This window comes from Corynebacterium sp. HMSC073H12, assembly GCF_001837775.1.
Classification (GTDB): domain Bacteria; phylum Actinomycetota; class Actinomycetes; order Mycobacteriales; family Mycobacteriaceae; genus Corynebacterium; species Corynebacterium amycolatum.
The window spans coordinates 306,707-327,929 of sequence record NZ_KV834038.1 but is presented as its reverse complement, the minus strand read 5'-3'; the positions used below and the strand labels follow the sequence as shown (position 1 = coordinate 327,929).

The window sequence follows — 21,223 nt, the reverse complement described above, 5'->3', positions numbered from 1 at the left end:
AAAAAGCACCGCCAATAGCAAGCCAACAGATTGTTTTGTGGCTAAACTAAGTGCATGCGAGTCACCCAAGACTATATGCCCGCGAGTCATCTTCGAACCAGTCGCAGTGCGACTTTCCGCATGACCGCGGGCTTTGTTGTCGTCATGCTCGGAACGCTCGTTGGCTGCGCTTCTTCGGATACGGGGGATACTGCCGACGCACAAAGCAACAACAACCAGAGTGCGGTGCAACCGCAACCGACGTCGGCAAGCGAGGGTGATAATGCGAAGATGCCGTCGCTGACGCAGGACGCGAGCGACGTCAGCACCGAGGACAGTATCGGATTCGACGAAAGCGCATTACAAAAGATTGATGTCCAACGGTTCAGCATGAATGGAATGAAGGCGTTCTATGTCATGCTGGATGGGGAGAAGAGCGAGTGTTTTTCTTCTGACGGTGGGGTGACGTGCACTGGCAAGGCTGATCCGTCGATTCCGGATGTGGAGATGCCACCGTTTCCTCCACAGTCGCCGGGGGCGATCATGCTGGACACTGCGGGTGCTGCGTACACGCTTATCGAAGGGATGCCATCTGCTGAAGAGGAGCTTGACGACGGTCAGTGGACGGACTTCGGCAATGTTGCGTGTGCGAAGACGGATGCGAACAAGCTGGTGTGCCAGTCGGATGGTGCGGCCTTTGCCATTGAAGGAAAAGACAAAAAGATTCGAACCTCTGGCACGGTGTTTGACTCCGTAGAGGAGCTTGCAGCTCAGGGGACGAGGCCTGCGACGGACTACGACCAGGGTACGGACGCGCTGGTACGAGCACCAATGACCTGCGGTGCCATGGAAGGACATCGACTGGCGGAAGTGGCCAAGGGCGAGATGACCTGTGCTGAGGCCATGGATGTGCTGGACCGATACGACGAAATCAAGCAATCAGAGGGCACCGGCAACACACTTACTGCCGAAGTAGGGGACTGGACGTGTAGCTCGCCGACATTCGCACGGTCAGAAGAGCTGCAGGCTGTAACGGTGTGTGAGGACCCGGAGCGTGGCTTGGAAGTCCGTGACCCCGTGATGGGCTAGCAGAGTTATCGTGGCTAACAGCATTTTCAAATAAGCCTAAGCTGGAACTATGACTAATTTGTATCTCGTGCGGCACGGCGAAACTGAGTGGTCACGCACTGGGCAGCACACCTCGATAACTGACCTTCCTCTAACCGACAATGGTCGGGAGGAAGCCAAGGCTCTGAACGGCTGGCTGGATCCGAAGGACTTTGGTCTGGTGTTGGCATCGCCGCGACAGCGCGCACAGGAGACCGCTCGGTTGGCGGGATTCCACGACTTTGAGGTCGACGAGGATCTTGCGGAATGGTTCTACGGCGACTACGAGGGGATTACCTCGAAGGAAGTGCAAAAGACTGTTCCCGATTGGCAGATTTGGACTCATGGTGTGCCCAATGGCGAAACCGCGGAGGAAGTCCGTGAGCGAGTTGAGCGAGTGGTGAAAAGGGTGCGTGAATCGGGCGAAGACAAGGCGATTGTGTTCGCCCACGGTCACTCGCTGCGTGCGCTCACCACAGCCTGGTTGGAACTGCCCATCGAACTTGGCCAGTCCTTCCCATTGAATACTGCATCCCTGTCCGTGCTCGGTCGCTACCATGATCGACCTGCGGTTCTGCGCTGGAACCTCTCGCGGGGGTTGTAACCGCCGGCAGCGTTCGCCTGTCAGCCTAAGAGCTGCCAGCATATGATGTGAATCTCCCGGCAAGAAACGGAGTCCGCGTTCAATGGCACCCATTCCACCCAGTAATTTCTTTCAAGCGATGAGACCAACCGGCAGTATGCACGGCTTTGCGGTCTTGGACTTTGAGACAACGGGATTTTCCCGGCACGATCGAGTCATTGAAATTGGTGTGGTGCTGCTGGATGCGAACTGTCGTGTCGAGCGGACGTGGCAAACTTTGGTGCAGCCGAACCGGGGCTTCGATAACTCAGATGTCCACGGAATTACCCCTACGAATCTGGTTGATGCGCCCACGTTTGAGCATGTGGCGCGCCGCTTCGCCGAGGTACTCAACGGCCGCGTTATTGTCGCTCACAACGCCAGTTTTGAGTACAACTTCCTGACCAACGAGTTCGGGCGCCTCGGCATCGAGCTTGCCGACGGTAATTGGTTGCTGGACACGATGGTGTTAGCTCGGCAATTTATGCCTGGTCAGCCTGTTTCACTGAAAAATGTTCTCAGCATCATGGGGATTGAAAACAGGGCGGCTCATACTGCACTCGCGGATGCTGAGGCGACCGCGGCAGTGCTTCAGCGGTTTGTACAGGCACGTCCGGACATCGTGGACTATGCCGAGCCGCTCTATTTTGCGCCAGCGCAATTGGCGCAGTTGCACATTTCGGACGTGCCCCTGCTTGAGCGCAATGATGTGCGGGCTGCTGGGGATGTAGCTGCTGCAGGTACCGCTGCAGATTCAACCGCCACAGGTACCGCTGCAGATCAGCAAACTTCCGAGAAACAGTGGCTGCAGGAACTTGCCCAGCATGTGCCACGAACTAGGGATGAGGCTTCAGATAAGTACATTGGCTTCCTGGTGCAAGCAATGGTCGATGGGCGACTGGACATGCGAGAGCTGTCTAAGTTGCACGGCATTGCCGCAGAACATGGGTTGAGTGCAGATGATGTCAATATGCTGCATGAGCAATACCTGCAGCAGCTCATTGTGCAGGCGTGGGCCGACAGTGTAGTAACGGAGCAGGAACGCCGCTGGCTTATCAGCATTGCCGGAGAGCTCAACATTGAACGCAATCGTGTGGAAGATTTGGTCACTTCTGCACGAAAACTGGAGCTTCGCCCTGGTGACCGTGTGACTTTCACCGGTGCTATGGCAACTCCGCGAGAGGTATGGGAAGCACGTGCGCGTGCTGCTGGTCTCGATGTCGGTGGAGTCATCAAGGCCTCCGTGGTTCTCGTTGCCTCGGATGTCAACACGCAGTCGGGTAAAGCGAAGAAGGCGCGTGCACTGGGCATTCCCATTGTTGATGAAGTGACTTTTGCCCATGCGCTGGCCGAGCTGAATGCTGCACAGAAGCGCAGCATCGAACAGGACCCCGCTGACAGCGAAGAATCCACCGGCAGTGACCCCCTGTCCGAGCTGCGGGACCTCACTACAATCTTTCCGTGGCTGGCCGATAGGGACTTCAGCGGAATCGGCGAAGATGTCCTGGGAATTGCGCAGGCGTGGATCAAGGATCACCAGACTTCGGGGCTGACAGGGCTGTCGCCCTATATGAACTTCCTGGCATTCCCAGAGAGCCCGGAATGGCAGCGCGTCTTAGCCAAACTGGGGCTGACTGAACCGGAGGTCAAAGACACCTCGCTGCGCAATCGTCTCATCCGCGAGCTCACAGTCCGAGACCTGCAGGACCTCAAAGGTTATGGCCGTGTGCGCGTCCAGAAACTGGTGGCAGATGCGGTCACGCATGCGTTTGATGAGTTTGAAGCAGGCGATGTCACCGCGGGCCATACCGCCAATCACACCGCAGATGGCACCGCGGACAACTCCTTCGACAACACCAGTGACTTCGGCATTAGCTGGGACGACACAACGACTCCCGAGACATCGGTACTGCTGGATTGGTTGGCAATCACCGGCGCATCAAATCGCATCCTCGACCAAGCAGAGGACAAAGCCTCCGTTCCTGAAGCCGTGCGTGAACAAGTGGATAGCCTCAACGACCGAATCACAGACATCCTCACCGGTGCTGAACGCGAAATTCAGCACATCACCGACCAGGATGAACGATTCCCAGCAATTCTCAACCGTCGCCTCCACGACGGCGCCACTCTGGCGGAGCTTGGTCAGCAATTTGGTGTTTCTCGCGAACGCGTTCGACAGTTGGAGAACGTATTGCTGGCGGCACTCGCCGATGCCGGCCCCAATTGTGAAATCCTCCGCACCGGGCTCTTTCAGCGCTACGCGCCGCTGGCTCTGATTAGCCAGCTCCGCAACGATATGCCAGGCCTGTTCACCGTTCCCCATGGAATGTCCGCACAGCTGCTGAACCTGGTCAGCCTCACCGGCACCGCGGGCGCTGCCGTGCCCCAGGCACAGTGGAGCGTCGAGGGCGAATGGTTCATCGCCCACGGGTTCGAGGACAAATTCACCACCGTAGTCGAGCAGCTCACCGATGACTTCGGCATCGCGCCCTTGTCGGAATTGGCCGCCACGCTGGGCATCCCAGAGGAAATCGTGCGCGAGTGGATTGCCCAGCGCACCATGTACAAGATCTTTGAAGGCCACCTGTTTACCAAGGTCACGTCGGTAAGCGATAGAGCAGTGGCGTTGCTCGCGCACCGTGGCAAGCCGATGCACATCGACGACATCGCCACCGTTATCACGGACCGAAATTCGCGCGGCATTGATGGCCGGCTCGCGCTCGACCCGCGGACGAAGCGGTGCGCGCCGGGCACGTGGGCGCTGGCGCAGTGGGAGCTGGAAGAGTGGACGACGATTGCCGACTACATCTCCCGACGCATTGATGATGCCGTCGCACAGGGGCAAGATGGCGTTTTGCTTGACGACGTCATTGCGGGCGCGACCGCGTTTGGAGTATCGGAAAACTCCGTGCGCACATTCGCCGCAGGCGGTGAGTTCGTGGTGGAAGACGGCTACGTTCGTAAGCGCTCGGACGAAGAAATGGAACCAATCGATGCCACGCCGGAGGAATCCCGCAATCTCTACTTGCGCGATGGGCAGTGGTGCCTGCTGCTGACTATTAATCGCGATCATATGCGTGGCTCGGGAAGCGCTATCCCCGCTGGCATCGCGGGCATGTACGGTCTGGGCTACGGGGAGGAGAAACTGCTGCCATCCAGGTTGGGTGACCAGCGGATTGCTGTGGGGCGCACCAACACTTCGATGTCGACGATTTCTCGCTTCGTCAACGATATGCAGCTGGCCGAGGGCGAGCGCGTGTGGGTTCACTTCGGCGACACCTTCGACATCACGCGTGCGCCTGCGGAAAACCCTGACGCGGAAGGACTGGCGGCGCTGGTCAACGCCTTCGGTCTCGATGAGGAGTTCGCTGCGGCGCACGCTGCTGAGGGGAACGCTGCGCAGCTCGATGTCGATGCTGTGCTCGCGGCTATCAATAGTCAGCTCGGTCTGCCCGCCGATGCACCTCGCCGCAAGACGGTTTCGCGCCTGCGCCATCGTCGCGATGACGAGTTGGCCGACACTATTCAAGCTCTGTAGGAGGCACCCGTGAACCACAATTCCGATGCTTTCGTCCGCGTAGTCGACCGTGCCCGCGGTGTGCTCTATGGCCAGGTCATCGGCGATAATCTCGGGGCGCTGGTGGAGTTTTGTAGTGCCGAGGACATCGCACAGCGCTATCCACACGGCGTCCGCGAACTTACCGATGGCGGCACCCACAATATCGCCGCCGGTCAGCCCACCGATGACTCCGAAATGGCGCTGGCGCTCGCACGCTCATTGGTGCGCTGCGAAGGCTACAATGCCGCCGATGTCCGTGAGTCCTATGTGCGCTGGGCGAATTCCGATGCTTTCGATATCGGGGAAGCCACCACGGCGGCTCTGCTACGGCGCGCACCGAACCCGAACTCCCAGGCTAACGGCGCGCTCATGCGTATCTCACCGCTGGCCATCGCATATTGGCGCAACCCGGCACGCGCCGGCGAACTGGCACGCACGGACGCCGCCATCACGCACCCGCACCCGGTGTGCATCGACTCCAACTCACGTTACGCATCCGCGCTTGCCGACGTCATCAGCGGCGGCCTCCACCAGCCGCGCCGCGGCATTGGTTTAAGTGCGCTGATGGGATGGTTGGCTTCCCAGCGCACGCAGTGGGAGGCCGAGTGGCAGGCCAGCGGTGCCATGGTGGACAGCGGGGAACCGGATTTCTCGGTGCATCAGGGCTGGCTGCGCTTTGCGCTGTGGGCGCTGCATGATGAATTGCGCCGAGTACAAGACAAAACCACGACCTTTGAGGACTCTCTGGTCCGAGTCATTGGCCGTGGTGGCGACACCGACACCAACGCGGCCATCGTTGGTGCTTTTCTCGGTGGCGTTTTTGGTGCCTCCGCCATTCCGCAGCGGTGGCGTGACGTGATTGATTCCTGCTCGCCGAAGCGAAACCGGCCCGCGGAGTATCACCCGAATGATGTGGCGGAGTTGACGGAGCAGCTGGTTTCCGTAGGGAACTAATTAGATAGTGCACTAACTAATGGGTAGACGTGTGTTTTGATGTCTTACCGTTTGACGATTTTTCTCCCTCATCGTGGGTATCAGTCGTCTCAGCCATTTCGTTGGTGTGCTGATACCACTCGGTCAGCTGCTCCATGCCGGTTTCCACACCGGCAACGGAGCCGACACCTTGGCCTTCGTCGGCACGCTCGACAGCGAACTCGAAGTCATTGCCGTACTCTTCCAGGCCGCGGATGACGGCATCGCGGACAGCGGTCTTGGCGAAGGTGGTGCGGATTGCCTGCGGGTCAGTGGTGAGATCCTTCACGAAGGATACGAGCAGCGCAATGATAATCAGCACGAATGGCATTGCCGTCAGAATGGTCAGCGACTGCAGACCAGACAGTGCGTCTTCGCCGCCGGTGAGAAGCATGACCACGGCGATGCCCATCATGAGAACACCGAAGAAAACGACAACGAGCTTGTTTGGTTCCGGATCGCCCTTGGACGCCATCGTGCCCATCACCACGGAGGCCGAGTCGGCAGAAGTAATGAAGAAGATAGCCAGAATTACAATCACCAGAGCAGAGACCACACCGCTAAACGGCAGCTCGCTAATCAGGTTGTAGAGCACCTGCTGGGCAGAGGCCGAGCCGTCAAAGCCGGGGACGTTGTTACGGGCGAAGTCCATAGCGGTGCCACCAAAGACAGCGAAAGCGAGCATCAACACAAACGTCGGCACGATGATGGTGACCAAAATGAACTCACGGATCGTGCGGCCACGGGAAATGCGGGCAATGAACATACCTACAAAGGGAGCCCAAGCAATCCACCAGGCCCAGTAGAATACGGTCCACGCGGCTTGAAAGTCCAGTGTTTCTGGACCCCACGACAGCGAACGCGAAGACATATCCAGGAAGTTGTCCAGGTAGGTCAAAATGCTAGACGGCAGAAGATTGACCAAAAACAGTGTTGGACCTGTGATGAAGACGAAGAAGATAGCCACGAAGGTCAGCATGATGTTGGTATTCGACAAGAGTCGAATACCCTTCGACACGCCAGAGACCGCCGAGATAATAAAGCCAACGCTCAGCACCAAAATAATCAGCAACAGCACGGCCATTGACGGGGTGAAGCCAGAAAGCGTTGAAATGCCCTCGCCAATCTGTAGTGTGGCAATACCCAGTGAGGCGGCGGTACCAAACAGCGTGGCCACAATCGCCAAAATGTCGATGGTGCGACCGATGGGGCCATCAGTGCGTTTCAGGATTGGCGCGAATAGCGAGGAGATCAAGCTGGCGCGACCGCGACGGTAGGTCGAATACGCCAAAGCGCCACCCACCAGCGCATACAGCGCCCACGGTGAAAAACCCCAGTGGAAATCCGCCTGGGCAACTGCTCGGTGCAGCGCTTCTTCGGTGTGGGGCTCAACCGTCAGCGGTGGCGGTGAGTGGTAGAACTCCAGCGGTTCGGACGGGCCGAAGAAAAAGATACCGACGCCGATACCGGCGGCGAACATCATCGCTACCCAGGAAAATCGGGAGTATTCCGGTTCTTCGTCGTCCTTGCCCAGCTTGATATTGCCGTAGCGGGACATGGCCACGCCCAGCATGACGATGATGCAGACAACCAAAATGACGTTGAACAGCCAGCCGAAGTTTTCCAAACCCCACGACAATGCGGTCGAAGAAACGGAGGAAACGGTCTCGGGGCTGGTGACACCCCAAATGACAAAGGCGATAATCAGCACCGCGTTGACGCCGAAAACCAGCTTGTCCAGACCGAATTTGTATTTCAGTTCTTCAACACTGAAACCCGGCACCAGACCTGGGTGCATGTTCGCAGGATAGAGGCCGATGGCGCGCTTGGCGCGCATACCGCGAGCTTTCCCCAGTGTTTCATCAAGAGGGCTTAGATTTTTCTTTTGACGCTGTTTCTTCTCGCCGCCCACGTCGACTCTCCTTTGTTTACTTGTCTCCTTTAGTTAACTCCTTTTCCCGACCATTTGTCGTATGCAAGTAATCAGTGCGACGTTTAGGGGACTCGGTGAGTCCAGCCCTCCGTGCCGTATTTGGTGTCAATAAGATGTTGCGCCGCAGCGAAGTCCTCGTCGGAAAGCGATGCTTCGGTGGCGCCGTAGCGGTTGATGAATGTCTGCTTCATCGTGTCGATGACTTCCGCGCGGCTGGCGCCGGTCTGGCGACGCAGTGGGTCGACGCGCTTCTTCGCGCTGCGCAGGCCTTTATCGGCAATCTTGGCCTTGCCAATGCGCAGGACTTCCATCATTTTGTCAGCGTCGATGTCGTAGCTCATGGTGACGTGGTGGAGCACTGTCGAGCCACGGCGCTTCTGTGCGGCGCCGCCAATCTTGCCTCCGTCGGAAGTGATGTCATTGATAGGGACGTACCACGCATTGACGCCGAGCTGCGCAAGTGCAGCGATAACCCAACGGTCGAGGAATTCGTAGGATTCGACGTAGCTGAGGCCCGCTACCAGCTTCTCTGGGACGTAGAGGGAGTAAGTGACGCAGTTGCCACCCTCCATGAACATCGCGCCACCGCCGGAGAGACGACGCACCACTTGCACATCGTGCTTCTCTACGCCCTCGGGTTCGAGTTCATTGACATAGGACTGGTAGGAACCGATCACGGTGGCGCGATCCTCCCAATCCCAGAAACGCAGAGTCGGGCCGCGCTGTCCGGAATTGACTTGGTCAAGGAGGACCTCGTCGAGGGCAACATTCATCACCGTCGGCAGGACACCCGGCTGCAAAACCTCCCACTCCAAATCCGTGAAATCAACGGCCTGCGTCAGTGCGCGGCGAACGACCTGGGCAATGACGTGGGTATCAAAGCCATGCAGACGAACCTGGCGGCCAGACTGATCCGCAAAATCCTTCAGCGCCGCATCGAGGCGAGCCTGTAGACGCTCCGTATGGTCTCCCGCAGGTGCGCCGAGGAGTGCGTCATTAATAATGTCGTACGCTTCATCGGGTTCGAGGAAAAAGTCGCCCGAAATGCTTATCGACGAAATAGTGTCACCGGTAGTCTCACAATCGGCGACAACTAACTTGCCGCCGGGAACCTTCATTTCTGAGTGGAATTTCTGCGGGTGCGTCATAGGATTCGATGGTACTCGCGTCCCGCGTTACGATGTCCTCCGTGTTTACCTCATCGACTTTGGATCAACGCGCCCGCAAAATTGTTGCGTGGGTAGCAGGCCTGAATCTTCTCGGATTCTTCATTGAGTTAGTTGTTGCCTCAATTATTGGCTCCGCAGCTCTGTTTGCTGACGCTGCGGACTTCCTTGAAGATTTCCTCATCAACCTGCTGGTTCTCACCGCATTGGGTTGGTCGCTAGCGAGCCGTCGTAAAGCAAGTATCGGCCTTGCCGGGCTAATCCTGATTCCGGCAATTGCGGCGTTCGGCACTGCCATCTGGAAGATGATTAGCGGTGAGCCACCAGAGCCGCTAACGCTGTCGGTGACTGCGATTATTGCGATGGTCATCAACCTAGTCTGCGCGATTTTGTTGATGAACCTGCGCAAAGCCGACAGCGCTCTCATGCGCGGCGCGTGGTTGGCGGCGCGTAACGACGTCCTGGCGAACCTGCTCATCCTCGCCGCCGGAGTGCTCACCATTTTTTGGTTCAGCGCATGGCCGGACATCGTTGTTGGGCTTGTCATCGGCGTTATTAACCTCACGGCCGCGAAGGAAGTCTACGAGCAGGCGCGTGCCGAAGACCCCGAGCTGGAAATGGACGACGACTAGTGCCAACTAGTCGTGTGCATGGGCTGGGGAATAGCGAGGTCGGGGAGGGAAGGGAAGGGTGGCTGAGGCCTACTTCCACATATCCTTCTGCCACTGCGGCTTATGAGCATAAGTGAACTCGTAGTATTCCTTGTTCTTCAGCTCACTGGCTGCGGCCTGATCAATGACAACCGTGGCCCGTGGGTGCAATTGCAATACGGACGCGGGCATAGAAACGCTCAGTGGGCCTTCGATGGAGGCGGCAATAGCGTGCGCCTTTGCGGTGCCGGTGGCCAGTAACAGGAGATGGCCCGCACGTGAAATAGTGCCAAGCCCCTGGGTGACCACGTGGTACGGCACGTCGTCCGCGGAGTCGAAGAACCGGGCGTTATCCAGCACGGTCTGCGGGTGCAGCGTCTTAATGCGGGTCAGAGAACTAAAAGAGCTGGCGGGCTCGTTAAACCCGACATGCCCATTGGTGCCGATGCCGAGCAACTGAATGTCGATGCCACCGGCCTCGATAATCTTGCGTTCGTAGTCCTCGCAGGCAGCACCAATGTCGTCTGCGAGACCATCGGGAATATGGACACGCGCCGGGTCGACATCCACGTGATCGGAAAACTCATTGTGAATCACGTGGTAGTAGCTCTGCTCATGCTCGATGGGCAGCCCCACATACTCGTCGAGTGCAAAGAAACTGCAGTCCTTGAAAGTGACATCACCAGCCCGATGGCGACGAATCAGTTCCCGATACGTCGCAAGCGGGGTCGATCCTGTCGCTACACCAAGGTTTGCACCCTTATTTGCGTAGTGAGCGAGGTAGTCCGAAGCGATGTTCGCGACTTCGGCCTCAGAATCGACGATGATGATTTCCATGGTGGAACACTCCAGAAAAAGCTAACGCGCGGCAGAAAATGAAAAACGCTCAGGGCAAGGCCGTAGGTGCCGCTGCCCTGAGTGTTTAGTCGTACTGAGTTACTTCACCCAGAAGTTACCGTTCTCATCCTTGTAGATGATGTCGCCGGCGTAAGCAACCTGGGTCTCGTTAACCTGAAGATCAACCAAATCCAGCGTTTCGACGATTGGCTCAATGTAGACACCACCGTTAAACCAAACCTTGAAAGCATCTGCCGAAGTTGAAGAACCGGAGAAACGGTGTGCCTCATACTTGTGCACCGGAGCAAAGGGGCAGCTGATCGCCTGTGCGATAGCAGGAGAGGCAGCAACAGCGCCAAACACAGTAGCGGCGCCGATGGTGATAGCGGCGAGAGAGCGAGAGAACTTCATAGTTAATTCCTTCCCGAGTCGGGGATATGACGGAGTCATGAGGGAAACAGAACCATAAAAATGGGCATCATAGCTATGACAGTGTGACAGCTAATCTATTTCAATTATCCGTCAATCCCACGGCAAATGTAAATCGGTAACCCATTGGTTCATATATTTCGGGGTTATGAAAGCGCCAGACGCCACCTAGCGCCACCTGCCAGTTACCGCTACACGCCACCTACCGCCACTCGGCAGTAGCTGGGTCAATACCTTCCTTACGAGCCTGAGCTTCGATTAATTCCAGCAGGTAGCCAGCATTGCCACGGTAATACCGGTCAAACCGGGAATCAGCGACGTACATGCGAGCCAGCAGAATCTGCTTTTCTCGACCAGCCTCGTAGAAGCGGGTAATAGAGGCCAAGTGACGGTCAACTAACTTAGCCGCTTCAGTGGAACCTGGCTCCACGTGGCGCTCGGCGGCGTCGGCAAGCGCATCGGCAAAATCCTTAGCCTCCGCCTCAAGAGCAGCCCAGTCGTTATCGTTCATTTTTTCCTGGGCCTGCTGGGACTGCTCCCACTCGGTAGTGTCGCCCCAGCGTTCCTCTGCTTCGGCTTCTAGATTCTGCCAATCGCGGCCCAAGAGCTTTGCCTTCGTCTTTGCTTCCATCGTGTGTCCTTCCTCGATCAGTTTGTCCAGAGAACGCACCATGTGGTGCAGGTCAGCGATCTTCTCGGTGAGAACAGTTCGCTGTGCGAGCAAACGATCTTTCCGACTTTTCGGGGAGGAATCGCCGTGGATGAACTCCTCGATAGTCTTCAACGGCACCCCAGCAGCGCGGTAGACCAGAATCTCCAGCGCGGTGTCGATGTCCTCATCGGTGTAGAGGCGGTAATCGGACCACGTGCGGTACTGCGGGCTGAGCAGCCCGATGGCATCCCAGTGTCGCAGCGTGCGCGTGGTAACGCCCAACAGTTCAGCTGCCTCGCCGATGGTGTACTCGTTGTCGTTGTTGCTCACGGGAATCATCTTTCTGTTTGACGCCGCGTCAAGGTCAATACCTAACGCCGGAATCAGATGAGGAAGTTTGCTGCGGCAGCCGCAGGAATGTCGTTCCCGCGATTGCCACCCTTCGGGCTCCTACCGCAAGAGCCGAAGCCTGTTGATTGCCGCCGCCACCTCCTGGAAACGAGGCTCCGCGAGATGACCAGAATTGGTGAACGCACCCGTCGCGTCGAAGAGCGAATGACAAAAGTTGTCGTACTCGTGCTGGATTAGCTCGGTGAGGTCAGTACGCCCATCGAGCTGCTTTACGACGGCGCCCAGAATCCGGGCAATGGCTTCTGTTTGGGAGGAATCCATCAATTGGCTGACAGCGCGCAAGTCAAGATTGTCCTTGCCCACCTGAATCAGTTCGAGTCCACGAGCACGCGGTGGCTTAGGTGGTTTCGCACCGCGGCCACGACCATCACGCCCGCCGCCACGTCCGCCGCGGTGACCGCCACGTCCGCGGCCACCACGGCTCTCACCGGCAGGGAAGTCTGCCTGCAGTAAACGCTCACCAATTTGCACAAAAGCTGGCGATGGCTCAGCCGGAGTGGCAGATTCGCGAAGTTCACGGGCGCGCTCGGTGACGTCGTAAGGCGTGTATGCATCCATAGCAATCACGGTGTCCGCGACATCGATGAAAGCACCAGAACCACCAGCGACGATGACCGTAGAGATGCCGTGGTCTTCCCAGAGTTCGCGGACCCGTGCGACCAGTGGTGTGATGGGCTCGCGGTCATCGGGGATGAGGCGGCGCATGCGCTCATCGCGAATCATGAAGTTGGTCGCGGAAGTGTCCTCATCGATGAGCAGCACTCGCGCACCGGAACTCAGCGCCTCCATCAGACCCGCAGCTTGGGACGTCGACCCCGACGCGTTCGCCGTGGAAAACCGGGTCGTGTCATCACCGGAGGGAAGACCGTTGATGAACGGTGAGATATCCACACCAGTGATGGCCCGACCGTCCTCGGCACGCAGCGCAACCGCAGTCTCGTCAGCGACTACAAACTCGCGGCCATCGCCAGCGACATGGTTATATACGCCTGTTACCAGGGAGGACAGTAGCGTGGACTTGCCGTGGTAGCCGCCACCGACAATCAACGTCACGCCCCGCGGAATGCCCATGCCGTGCACCGTTTTCCCCGAAGGCAGCTGAAAACTGTGCTGCAACGATTCCGGCGAGGTAAACGCAGTCGCGCCGGGCTTCGGCAACTGGCTATTGCCCGCTTGACGAGGCAACACCGCACCGTCTGCCACAAACCCAATCAGGTCCGCGTCCGCCACTGCACGGCGCAAAAACAGCTGGTCATACTCCAATTCCGCTGCTGCCTCGAGCGCATCGATGGGTGCGTTCACGATGGCGTCGTCAAGCGCGTCCAACAAATCCTCACAGATTAAGCGCGCCGCCTCACGCCCGAGAATGCGTCGGCCGCGGGCGGGCAGTTGGATTTCTAGGCTGATCTGGAGGGCATCGTCATGCTTATCGACATCGTGCGCACCCGCACTGAGCTCAGAGACAGCTGCTCGGCGCAATACCTGTTGACCTGGGGAATCGATGAACAGTCCGCGGCCATACTTCTTAAACGCGCGCACAAGGCGACGATTTAATAAGTCGAGCTCAGCGGTGCTGAACCTGCCGGGGTTTGAGCGCGATGCGCCGCGATAGTCCAGCACTGACAGCGGAATGTGTACACGGGCCCGTGATGCCGGGGCGTAGGGGTCGGATTGGACCTTGTCGATAAAAAGCGTTGCGTCCAGATCAGGCAGTTCTTGGGAGCCACGCAGAGATTTGTATGCACCGTAGCTCTTGCCATCGAGGTTGGAGAGACGTCGATAAAGGTCAGCGGGCATGTTGCTACTTTCATTGAGGGAATTCGGTGTTCTTCCCGCGAGTGTAGCGACTGAGCGCTGGATGGGAATTGCCGTCGTCTGACACAGCGGGTCTGCTGAGTGCGGTAGCACCGGTGCTACAGGCAGGTAGCGTTAGAGATATGACGGATAGTCCCGAAGCTGCCAAACCCGCTGAGTCTAAGTCTGCAAATGCCAAGCGCTACGTCTGGGCAAATGGTTTGCAGAATATCGGCGACCAAATCGTCGCGGCAAAGACGCTGTTGCCATGGCTGCTGCATTCGGCTGGCGCGCCGGGCTTCTTCATCGCCATGCTTGTGCCGGTGCGCGAGTCCGGTTCGATGCTGCCGCAGGCAGCGCTTACACCCTGGGTAAAGTCTCGCCCGCGTCGCACAACCGTCTGGATTGCTGGTGCTTTGGGGCAAGCCATCGCAGCAGCGCTGATTGGTTTGGCGGCGTTGTTCCTAGAAGGCACCGCGCTCGGCGTCGCTGTCATCATTGCGCTTGCAGGCTTTGCGACGGCACGAGCTCTGTGCTCGATGGCCTCGAAGGATGTTCAGGGACGCACGATTCCCAAGGGACAACGCGGACAGATTAGTGGCCGTGCTGCGATGTTGGGCGGCGTTGCCGCAATTATCGTTGGTGCGGTGTTATGGATTATCCGCGACAACGTCACCAAACCAATCGTGGCGGGGCTCATCTTTGTTGCGGCACTGTCGTGGGTGATTGCAGTTTTGATTTTCCGCGGGATTGTCGAGCCCACCAATGAAGGTGGCAAGGAAGAGCCGAATAAAACTTGGTGGCAGGACACCTGGCGGCTCTTTAAAGAGGATAAGAACTTCCGAGACTTTGTGATTGTCCGAAGCCTCTTGCTGGTCACAGCGTTGTCTACGTCGTTCATTGTGACCTTAAGTGCGCAGGTAGGTGCTGATTTGGAAGCCTCTGACAACAGCAGCGGGGGAGTAAGCGCCAACGTCGGTATTTTTATGCTCGCCGCAGGCTTCGCCTCTTTGGTTGGTGGAAAAGTCGCCGGAATCTGGTCGGATAAATCCTCGAAGAAGGTCCTGACCTACTCTTCGCTGGTCGGCTCGATTGTTCTTTTCCTGCTGGTCGCCAGTGCGCACTGGCTTTCCACCAGCGCCAATGCCTGGATTTTCCCACTAGGTTTCTTCGCAATGTCCGTCGTCCACGCAGGTGTTCGTGTGGCTCGTTCGACCTATGTTGTTGACATGGCAGAAGGCGACAAGCGCACCGAGTACGTCGGAGCAGCCAACACCATTATGGGTGTTGTCCTGCTCATCGTCGGTGCGTTGTCAGGTGTTATTGCCAGCTTCGGTCCCGCGGCGGCGTTGATCTTCCTGGCGCTGATGGGACTGGTCGGTGTCGCTATGTCGAGCAGGCTGAAGGAAGTCTCGGCTCCGGGCAAGGCAGCGCTTTAACAGGGCAGTTCTTTAACAAGGCGGTTATTTAGCTAGAAGCGCTAGCTCACACTAACCGCTACAGCTTCATCGTTCTTGCGCCTGACAATGTCAATAACCAGCGCAGTACCAATCACCGCAGCCCGCGTTTCCTCGTTCAAGTTCGGCTCCAAGTGCAGAGCGTACGTGTCCTTGCCGGTAATAGCACCTTTGAGACCACGGTACTTCCGGTCAATCTTCGCAATTGGGCGTCCCTTGCTGGTCAGTGCGTAATTTTTACCGCGGAAGCCGCCGTCAACATCGACGTCGGAAAGCCCTTTGACAGACAAAGTGAGGCGTGATTTTAAGCTGAATCGCTTGGTCTTAGCCGTGGCGATTTGAGCGCCGTTGGGTGTGAGAACCTTGTAGGTGTCGCCGAAAACGTTCGCTGGGTCGGTGATGGTGAGGAGCTTGTCGCCCTCTTTGCCATCCTCGTCCACATCGAAGATGTCGTACTTGACACCGATGCCCAACATGCGGCGGCCCAGTGATCCCGCTTGGGTAATTTGGGCAATTTCGGTTCCGTTGTCATCAAAAATGGAGTATTCACTGCGCATAACGTTGCGCGTTTCTTGAACTACCAGGGTGTCCGTCGTAAGCAGTCGAGGTTTCTGTGTGTTCATGAATTAGCTCCAAGCTAGGAAACAGTTACTTAGTACCCTACGGTCGCCTAGCTGGTACTGCTTCCGTTAAACCGACTTTTCAGCAGTTTCTACCCAGGTTTTTAGTTTCTCAATAAGAACGTCAAGCTCCTCCAGGAAAGGCATGTTGGGCAGTCGTTCGGCGACTACGTTGCGGACACTCGTGTACCACCACAATTGCTGGCTCGGAGTTGACCGAAAGCGTTGCCACGAGGCGTGGCCATCGCGGTCCAAATCCTCCAGAGTCTGGCTGAGATTGTGGAACTTATCCGCAGCGGCCACGATGACGGACTCCGCGCTGCCACGAGAAAGTTGCTCCAGGTAGGCATCGGCGCGTTCCTGCCAGGAGCGTAGGGAAGAGTCCTTGGTGACGCCATCGACGATCTCAACCACGCGAGGTCCGAACTCGTCTTTCATCTCGGCACGTGAGTAGTTTTCCGGCACGTCTTCCAAAATGTCGTGGAAGAGGGCTGCCAACAGCACGTCTTCGTCGTTAGTCACGCTCGCCGCAATCAGCATTACCGCCATTGGATGGCTGATATAGGGAACGCCAGATCCCTTTCGGTAGTGCCCATCGTGCGCGCGGGAAGCAGTTGCGATGCCGCGCATGAGCCTGGCGCTGGGGCGTTCCGAAACAAAGGCGTCAGCGTTTTCCATGGGTATCCCGACCTTTCGTTGATGCTTGAAAAATAGCAGCGTCTAAGCTTGAACATCATGAACGTCGCAGAAGTAGATCCGCTCATCGAGTCGATGTACCGGTGGTCCGATGTCAGTGGTGTCCTGCTCATGGGCATCATCGGTGGCACCATCGCCCGGCAACGAGGCTACGACATCATCGGGTTCTTCTTTATTGCGCTGTTCTCCGCACTGGGTGGCGGCATGATTCGCGATGTTCTGATTAACCAGGGCACCGTCGCCGCAATGAGTCAGCCGGAGTACCTAATCCTGGCATTTACCGGGGCGCTCATCGCGCGATTTTTCTATTTCAAAGGTAAGACCTGGGAATACGTTCAGGTCCACGGCGACGCTGTAGTCTCGGGGCTCTGGGCCGCTACGGGAACGGTCAAAGGTGTCACGTACGGCTTGCCCATTCTGCCGTGCATCATGATGGGCGTCTTCACCGCCACCGGCGGCTCCATGATTCGTGACATTGTGACCGGACGGGTACCCGCTGTCTTCGGCGGCAATCAGCCCACGGTCATCCCGGCCGTAGCTTGCGCCGTCATTGTCATCGGAGGCCATCATTTGGGATTTATGGCCGTGTCTATGGTCATTGGCCCTATCGTCAGTATTCTGCTTTCGCTGCTGGGGTACTGGGGTAATTGGAGAGTGTCGGCACGCTCTGAGTGGGCACCATTGAACGACACCGCGTCGCAGATTGCGGTCCTCGCGCGTCGCGCAGAGGGCAAGAGCCGTGAGGTCGGTCGACGCTTCGAGCCCGCGCGCCTGCGCAGTTGGCGCCACCGCCAGATGGAAAAGGCGCTGCAGCGTCGCATTCAGGCTGAGGTTGATAGGGGAGTATCGCGTTCCGACGCAGAGGCCAACGCGGAGGAATTCCTGGAGGAGTTCAATGCGGACTTCCCAGCGGATCTGGAAGTTCCGTCGGCACAACAGGAGACAGGGCAAGACGAAGGCGATGAATCCAATTTCGGTGTGGACCTATCCGGCGATTCCTATGACGATTACGGGGAAGATACTGCGCTGCGGCAGCGGGAATACCGGGAGATGTTGGATCAAATTCTTGCTGACGATGAGGCGACCGATTTGCTCGTCGCAAAGCTAATGAAGAAATACGACCAGCGGGATTAGAGGAGCGGTAGAGACATGGCATCGACGAGTACTGCAAGCAGGCATTTTGGGCACATTATTAAGGAACACACCCTTGAGGTTCCCTGGGATCCTTTTACCGAAGTTGCGAATGCCGGGACATTTGAGCTCTTCGCAAGGGAGGTCTATGCGCCAGGAAATGAGGATGCGCCGGCAATTGTCTATTTGCAGGGCGGCCCGGGTTTTCCGGCACCGCGTCCGGTGAGTGTAAGCGGGGTAATTGGTGAGGCGCTAAAGGAATTCCGCGTGATTCTATTGGATCAACGTGGCACGGGGCGCTCGCATCGAATTGATGCGGCCAATATTGCGGATATTCCGGCCGCGCGGCTTGCGCAATTGCGCCAGGAATACATTGTCGAAGATGCGGAAGCATTGCGAAAGCATTTGGGCATTGCGAGATGGTCACTGTATGGGCAGTCCTTTGGTGGTTTTTGCATTACTTCATATCTCAGCCGCTATCCGGAATCCGTGGAGCACGCTTACCTCACAGGTGGTTTGCCCGTTCTGGACTGTGGCGCTGATGACCTTTATCGCACGACATATGGGAAGCTGCGCACCCGCCACGAGCGCTTTTATCGCGAGTATCCTTGGGCCGACAACCGCATTCGAGAAATCTGTGCGCACCTGGAGCAATCTGCAGAAACTCTCCCCACAGGTGAGCGTCTGAGTTCTCGCCGATTCCGAACCATCGGAATTGAATTAGGCCGCGGAGATGGATTTCATAATCTGGCGTATTTGTTGGAAGAGCCATTCCACATTCGCGACGGCGAAAAGCAATTGCGCACCGATTTCCTAGCCGATGTCGGATCCCGCGTGAGTTTCGCCGACGGTCCGCTATACGCCGCGATTCACGAATCCATTTATGGCGGTGTCGGGGAGCAGCCCACAACTAATTGGGCAGCGCACCGCATTCGCGAAGAAATTCCAGGTTTCGAAGAAAATGCCAATCCGGAAGGAGACGAGCCGTTTTACCTCACCGGCGAGCACATTTTCCCCTGGCAATTCGACGAAGATCCCACGCTCATTCCTTTCAAGGAAAAGGCGGAAGCATTGGCGCAGCACACCTGGGAAAGCTCACCGTATGATTCCGCGCGCTTGCTTACCGACGCTCCGACCTCGGCAGCCGCGATTTATCTTGACGACATTTTCGTACCGTTCGAGTACTCGATGGCGACAGCCAACTGCTACCGGGATTTGCGGCCACATGTGACCAATGCATTCCAGCATGACGGTATTCGCCACGATGGCGCGGCCATCTTCGGCCGGCTCCGCGAGCTCGTCGAGGACCACTAGACGAGTATCCGAGCGCTGCGGAAGACCTGCGCGGAGAGCTAGACCGAGCCTAGACCTCTGCGCGCGCAAGGCGAGCAAAGGCACCGTCGGCGCTCAAGAGGTTGTCATAAGTGCCGCGTTCGATGAGCTGGCCGTTTTCAATGACCAGGATGTCATCGGCCTCGGTCAGAGTCTGAAGCCGGTGTGCAATAAAGATGCAGGTCGCGCCACATGCGCGGGCATTGTCGACGATACGAGCCTGTGTCAGCGGATCCTGGTGGCTGGTGGCTTCGTCGAAGATGACAATCTTTCCGGCGAGACTTGCACCCGGGGTGTTGGGCACGGAGCCGTCGGCAAGCACCGCTCGTAAGTAGGTACGAGCCAGCGCCAGACGTTGACGCTGACCACCGCTGAGCTGCTGCGCGCGGCGGCCGATGAGCCTATCCAGCGGCATCTCAGCAGGGTTGATGGCAGCGAGTTCGAGTGCCCAGTGCATCAGCGATTCGGGAACCTCGCAGCCATCAGGTGCGCCGAGACACAAGTTCTCGGCGACAGTGGCCTCCATGAGAAAAGGATTCTGATCTGCGACAACAACTGCTCGGCAGACATTGGTTGAGCCGAGGTCACGGGCATTGTGGCCATTGATGATGACCTCTCCCGCATCCGGATCGACATGCCGTTGGATTAGCCGGGAAAGCGTGGACTTGCCCGAACCGGTGGGGCCGACCACACCGATGAACTGACCTGGGACAATGCGTAGATTGATCTTGGTCAGCGCAGGGTTATCGGCGCCAGGGTAGTGGTAGCTGACATCGCTCAGTTCGAGGGCAGGGACAGGGGCGGCGGAGTTGGTCCGGGTGGCTAGCGGGTGTCGCGGTTGCAACTGATTCGGCAACTCCAGCTGCTCCGGCTGCCGCGGTTCTTCCACAGTCGGTGGCTGCGCGGCTAGCTCTCTAATCCGAGTGACTGCATTGAGCCCTGCTGGCAGAGAAGACGCCAGGCGCTCGATCGAATCCATCGATGCAGCTGTTCCCGCCACCAGGGACGTCGCCACCAAAACGGCAGGGAGCATTCGGTAATCGGCGGAAAGAGCCGGGATACCAGCACAAAAGACAGCGATGCTGCCGCCCCAAATCCGAAGCCCAGTCGCACCAGAGCGCAGTCCAGCCCGCTTGCCACCTGCACGCATCTTCTGGGTGAGCTGCTCGTCGAGCTCACGCAGTCCCCGCAGCCGCTGCTCGGCTGCGCCGTAGATGAGGATTTCCTCCCGAAGTCGCAACGTATCAGCGATGTACTGCGCAACGTCCGTGCGTGTGGAGTTCGTTGCGGAGGCCTCCGCCGTCGCCTTCTTAGCGCCTGCGAACGCAATCACAAAGCCAACCGCAAAGGTCAGTGCCAGAGCAATCGCAGGCAGTGCTCCGGCCGTCAATGCCGCTGTCACGACCGCCAGCAGAGGAATTAATACGGCCGTCACCGCGGGCGCAATTGTGTGCGCAAAGAAGACTTCCACACGGTCAACATCACGAATCGCAATCGTGTGGATCCTGGCAGTACCCAGCCCATCGGTTACCGCGGGCGCCTGCGGGATAAGACGCTCAACAATCCACAACCGCAGCTCGCCGAGCAGCCGAAATGCCGCCAAATGTCCGAGGTACTGCTCGACATACCGCAGAATCGCTTTCAGCAGCGCCAGCCCCGCAACCACGCCAATGACCGCCCAGGTCCATGTCATGCCCTTGCTTTGCGACGAGTCGGTTGCGTCCCACTTCGACAGCGCAATTGTGGCAATTGCCCAGGCAGGCACGGCCAGCATTAATGCACCCAGTATGTGCCCAACCACGCGTGCGAGGATAGATGCGCTGAGCGCCCCGCGAGCCTGTGCGGAAAAGCGCAGCAACCAGATGATGTTGTTCAT

At 57.8% G+C, this 21,223-nt stretch carries 17 protein-coding genes; 8 read left to right on the top strand and 9 right to left on the bottom strand.

All coding sequences use genetic code 11. The features are described from left to right. Positions 1-120: 120 nt before the first annotated feature. The 4 genes from HMPREF2708_RS08125 (at position 121) to HMPREF2708_RS08110 (ending at position 6,221) form a co-directional block, all read left to right on the top strand. On the top strand, positions 121-1,068 hold the full coding sequence (locus HMPREF2708_RS08125) for a hypothetical protein (protein ID WP_070833825.1): 948 nt from the start codon (positions 121-123) through the stop codon (positions 1,066-1,068). A 49-nt stretch (positions 1,069-1,117) separates the two neighbouring features. After that, positions 1,118-1,690, top strand: a complete 573-nt coding sequence (locus HMPREF2708_RS08120) for a histidine phosphatase family protein (protein WP_070833824.1) — start codon at positions 1,118-1,120, stop codon at positions 1,688-1,690. A 118-nt stretch (positions 1,691-1,808) separates the two neighbouring features. Further along, on the top strand, positions 1,809-5,246 hold the full coding sequence (locus HMPREF2708_RS08115; protein WP_168168109.1) for an exonuclease domain-containing protein: 3,438 nt from the start codon (positions 1,809-1,811) through the stop codon (positions 5,244-5,246). Between the two features lie 9 nt (positions 5,247-5,255). Then, positions 5,256-6,221, top strand: coding sequence for an ADP-ribosylglycohydrolase family protein (locus HMPREF2708_RS08110; RefSeq protein ID WP_070833822.1), 966 nt, complete (start codon positions 5,256-5,258; stop codon positions 6,219-6,221). 16 nt (positions 6,222-6,237) lie between these two features. Here HMPREF2708_RS08110 and HMPREF2708_RS08105 read toward each other — a convergent pair whose 3' ends face one another. After that, positions 6,238-8,076 (bottom strand): BCCT family transporter, encoded by a 1,839-nt coding sequence (locus HMPREF2708_RS08105; protein WP_246840389.1) that lies wholly within the window; start codon positions 8,074-8,076, stop codon positions 6,238-6,240. A 158-nt stretch (positions 8,077-8,234) separates the two neighbouring features. Next, the gene (locus tag HMPREF2708_RS08100; protein ID WP_070833820.1) at positions 8,235-9,320 is read right to left on the bottom strand and encodes a lipoate--protein ligase family protein; all 1,086 of its coding nucleotides are present in this window, start codon (positions 9,318-9,320) and stop codon (positions 8,235-8,237) included. 32 nt (positions 9,321-9,352) lie between these two features. Here HMPREF2708_RS08100 and HMPREF2708_RS08095 point away from each other — a divergent pair, with 32 nt between their 5' ends. After that, positions 9,353-9,970 (top strand): cation efflux transmembrane domain-containing protein, encoded by a 618-nt coding sequence (locus HMPREF2708_RS08095; RefSeq protein WP_070833928.1) that lies wholly within the window; start codon positions 9,353-9,355, stop codon positions 9,968-9,970. A 69-nt stretch (positions 9,971-10,039) separates the two neighbouring features. On the opposite strand, the gene nagB is transcribed toward HMPREF2708_RS08095, so the two are convergent. From nagB to HMPREF2708_RS08075, 4 genes are all read right to left on the bottom strand, one after another. Then, positions 10,040-10,825, bottom strand: a complete 786-nt coding sequence (nagB, locus tag HMPREF2708_RS08090; RefSeq protein WP_048761204.1) for a glucosamine-6-phosphate deaminase — start codon at positions 10,823-10,825, stop codon at positions 10,040-10,042. Between the two features lie 99 nt (positions 10,826-10,924). Beyond that, entirely contained in the window at positions 10,925-11,236 is a 312-nt protein-coding gene (locus HMPREF2708_RS08085) for a hypothetical protein (RefSeq protein ID WP_048761199.1), read from the bottom strand. 220 nt (positions 11,237-11,456) lie between these two features. After that, on the bottom strand, positions 11,457-12,245 hold the full coding sequence (locus HMPREF2708_RS08080) for a MerR family transcriptional regulator (protein WP_070833819.1): 789 nt from the start codon (positions 12,243-12,245) through the stop codon (positions 11,457-11,459). 111 nt (positions 12,246-12,356) lie between these two features. After that, positions 12,357-14,114 carry an ABC-ATPase domain-containing protein gene (locus HMPREF2708_RS08075; protein ID WP_070833818.1) on the bottom strand — a complete coding sequence of 586 codons (1,758 nt, stop codon included), beginning with the start codon at positions 14,112-14,114 and terminating at the stop codon, positions 12,357-12,359. A 140-nt stretch (positions 14,115-14,254) separates the two neighbouring features. Between HMPREF2708_RS08075 and HMPREF2708_RS08070 the strand changes: the two genes are divergently transcribed. Beyond that, a complete protein-coding gene (locus HMPREF2708_RS08070; RefSeq protein ID WP_070833817.1) occupies positions 14,255-15,550 on the top strand; it encodes an MFS transporter in 1,296 nt (431 codons plus the stop codon). Between the two features lie 41 nt (positions 15,551-15,591). Here HMPREF2708_RS08070 and HMPREF2708_RS08065 read toward each other — a convergent pair whose 3' ends face one another. Both HMPREF2708_RS08065 and HMPREF2708_RS08060 read right to left on the bottom strand, forming a co-directional pair. Further along, the gene (locus HMPREF2708_RS08065) at positions 15,592-16,191 is read right to left on the bottom strand and encodes an LURP-one-related family protein (RefSeq protein WP_070833816.1); all 600 of its coding nucleotides are present in this window, start codon (positions 16,189-16,191) and stop codon (positions 15,592-15,594) included. 66 nt (positions 16,192-16,257) lie between these two features. Then, positions 16,258-16,866 carry an HD domain-containing protein gene (locus HMPREF2708_RS08060; protein ID WP_070833815.1) on the bottom strand — a complete coding sequence of 203 codons (609 nt, stop codon included), beginning with the start codon at positions 16,864-16,866 and terminating at the stop codon, positions 16,258-16,260. A gap of 57 nt (positions 16,867-16,923) precedes the next feature. On the opposite strand from HMPREF2708_RS08060, the gene HMPREF2708_RS08055 reads away from it, so the two are divergent. Then, positions 16,924-18,018 carry a trimeric intracellular cation channel family protein gene (locus tag HMPREF2708_RS08055; RefSeq protein ID WP_070833814.1) on the top strand — a complete coding sequence of 365 codons (1,095 nt, stop codon included), beginning with the start codon at positions 16,924-16,926 and terminating at the stop codon, positions 18,016-18,018. Positions 18,019-18,033: 15 nt separating this feature from the next. After that, a complete protein-coding gene (locus HMPREF2708_RS08050; RefSeq protein WP_070833813.1) occupies positions 18,034-19,329 on the top strand; it encodes an alpha/beta fold hydrolase in 1,296 nt (431 codons plus the stop codon). A gap of 49 nt (positions 19,330-19,378) precedes the next feature. Here HMPREF2708_RS08050 and HMPREF2708_RS08045 read toward each other — a convergent pair whose 3' ends face one another. Further along, a complete protein-coding gene (locus HMPREF2708_RS08045) occupies positions 19,379-21,223 on the bottom strand; it encodes an amino acid ABC transporter ATP-binding/permease protein (RefSeq protein ID WP_070833812.1) in 1,845 nt (614 codons plus the stop codon).

Excerpts from the sequence above, each read along its gene's own strand:
- HMPREF2708_RS08125 (WP_070833825.1), top strand. The coding sequence starts at position 121 with ATGACCGCGGGCTTTGTTGTCGTCATGCTCGGAACGCTCGTTGGCTGC.
- HMPREF2708_RS08120 (WP_070833824.1), top strand. The coding sequence starts at position 1,118 with ATGACTAATTTGTATCTCGTGCGGCACGGCGAAACTGAGTGGTCACGC.
- HMPREF2708_RS08115 (WP_168168109.1), top strand. The coding sequence starts at position 1,809 with ATGAGACCAACCGGCAGTATGCACGGCTTTGCGGTCTTGGACTTTGAG.
- HMPREF2708_RS08105 (WP_246840389.1), bottom strand. The coding sequence starts at position 8,076 with ATGCGCGCCAAGCGCGCCATCGGCCTCTATCCTGCGAACATGCACCCA.
- HMPREF2708_RS08100 (WP_070833820.1), bottom strand. The coding sequence starts at position 9,320 with ATGACGCACCCGCAGAAATTCCACTCAGAAATGAAGGTTCCCGGCGGC.
- HMPREF2708_RS08095 (WP_070833928.1), top strand. The coding sequence starts at position 9,353 with ATGTCCTCCGTGTTTACCTCATCGACTTTGGATCAACGCGCCCGCAAA.
- nagB (WP_048761204.1), bottom strand. The coding sequence starts at position 10,825 with ATGGAAATCATCATCGTCGATTCTGAGGCCGAAGTCGCGAACATCGCT.
- HMPREF2708_RS08085 (WP_048761199.1), bottom strand. The coding sequence starts at position 11,236 with ATGAAGTTCTCTCGCTCTCTCGCCGCTATCACCATCGGCGCCGCTACT.
- HMPREF2708_RS08080 (WP_070833819.1), bottom strand. The coding sequence starts at position 12,245 with ATGATTCCCGTGAGCAACAACGACAACGAGTACACCATCGGCGAGGCA.
- HMPREF2708_RS08075 (WP_070833818.1), bottom strand. The coding sequence starts at position 14,114 with ATGCCCGCTGACCTTTATCGACGTCTCTCCAACCTCGATGGCAAGAGC.
- HMPREF2708_RS08070 (WP_070833817.1), top strand. The coding sequence starts at position 14,255 with ATGACGGATAGTCCCGAAGCTGCCAAACCCGCTGAGTCTAAGTCTGCA.
- HMPREF2708_RS08065 (WP_070833816.1), bottom strand. The coding sequence starts at position 16,191 with ATGAACACACAGAAACCTCGACTGCTTACGACGGACACCCTGGTAGTT.
- HMPREF2708_RS08060 (WP_070833815.1), bottom strand. The coding sequence starts at position 16,866 with ATGGAAAACGCTGACGCCTTTGTTTCGGAACGCCCCAGCGCCAGGCTC.
- HMPREF2708_RS08055 (WP_070833814.1), top strand. The coding sequence starts at position 16,924 with ATGAACGTCGCAGAAGTAGATCCGCTCATCGAGTCGATGTACCGGTGG.
- HMPREF2708_RS08050 (WP_070833813.1), top strand. The coding sequence starts at position 18,034 with ATGGCATCGACGAGTACTGCAAGCAGGCATTTTGGGCACATTATTAAG.
- HMPREF2708_RS08045 (WP_070833812.1), bottom strand. The coding sequence starts at position 21,223 with ATGAACAACATCATCTGGTTGCTGCGCTTTTCCGCACAGGCTCGCGGG.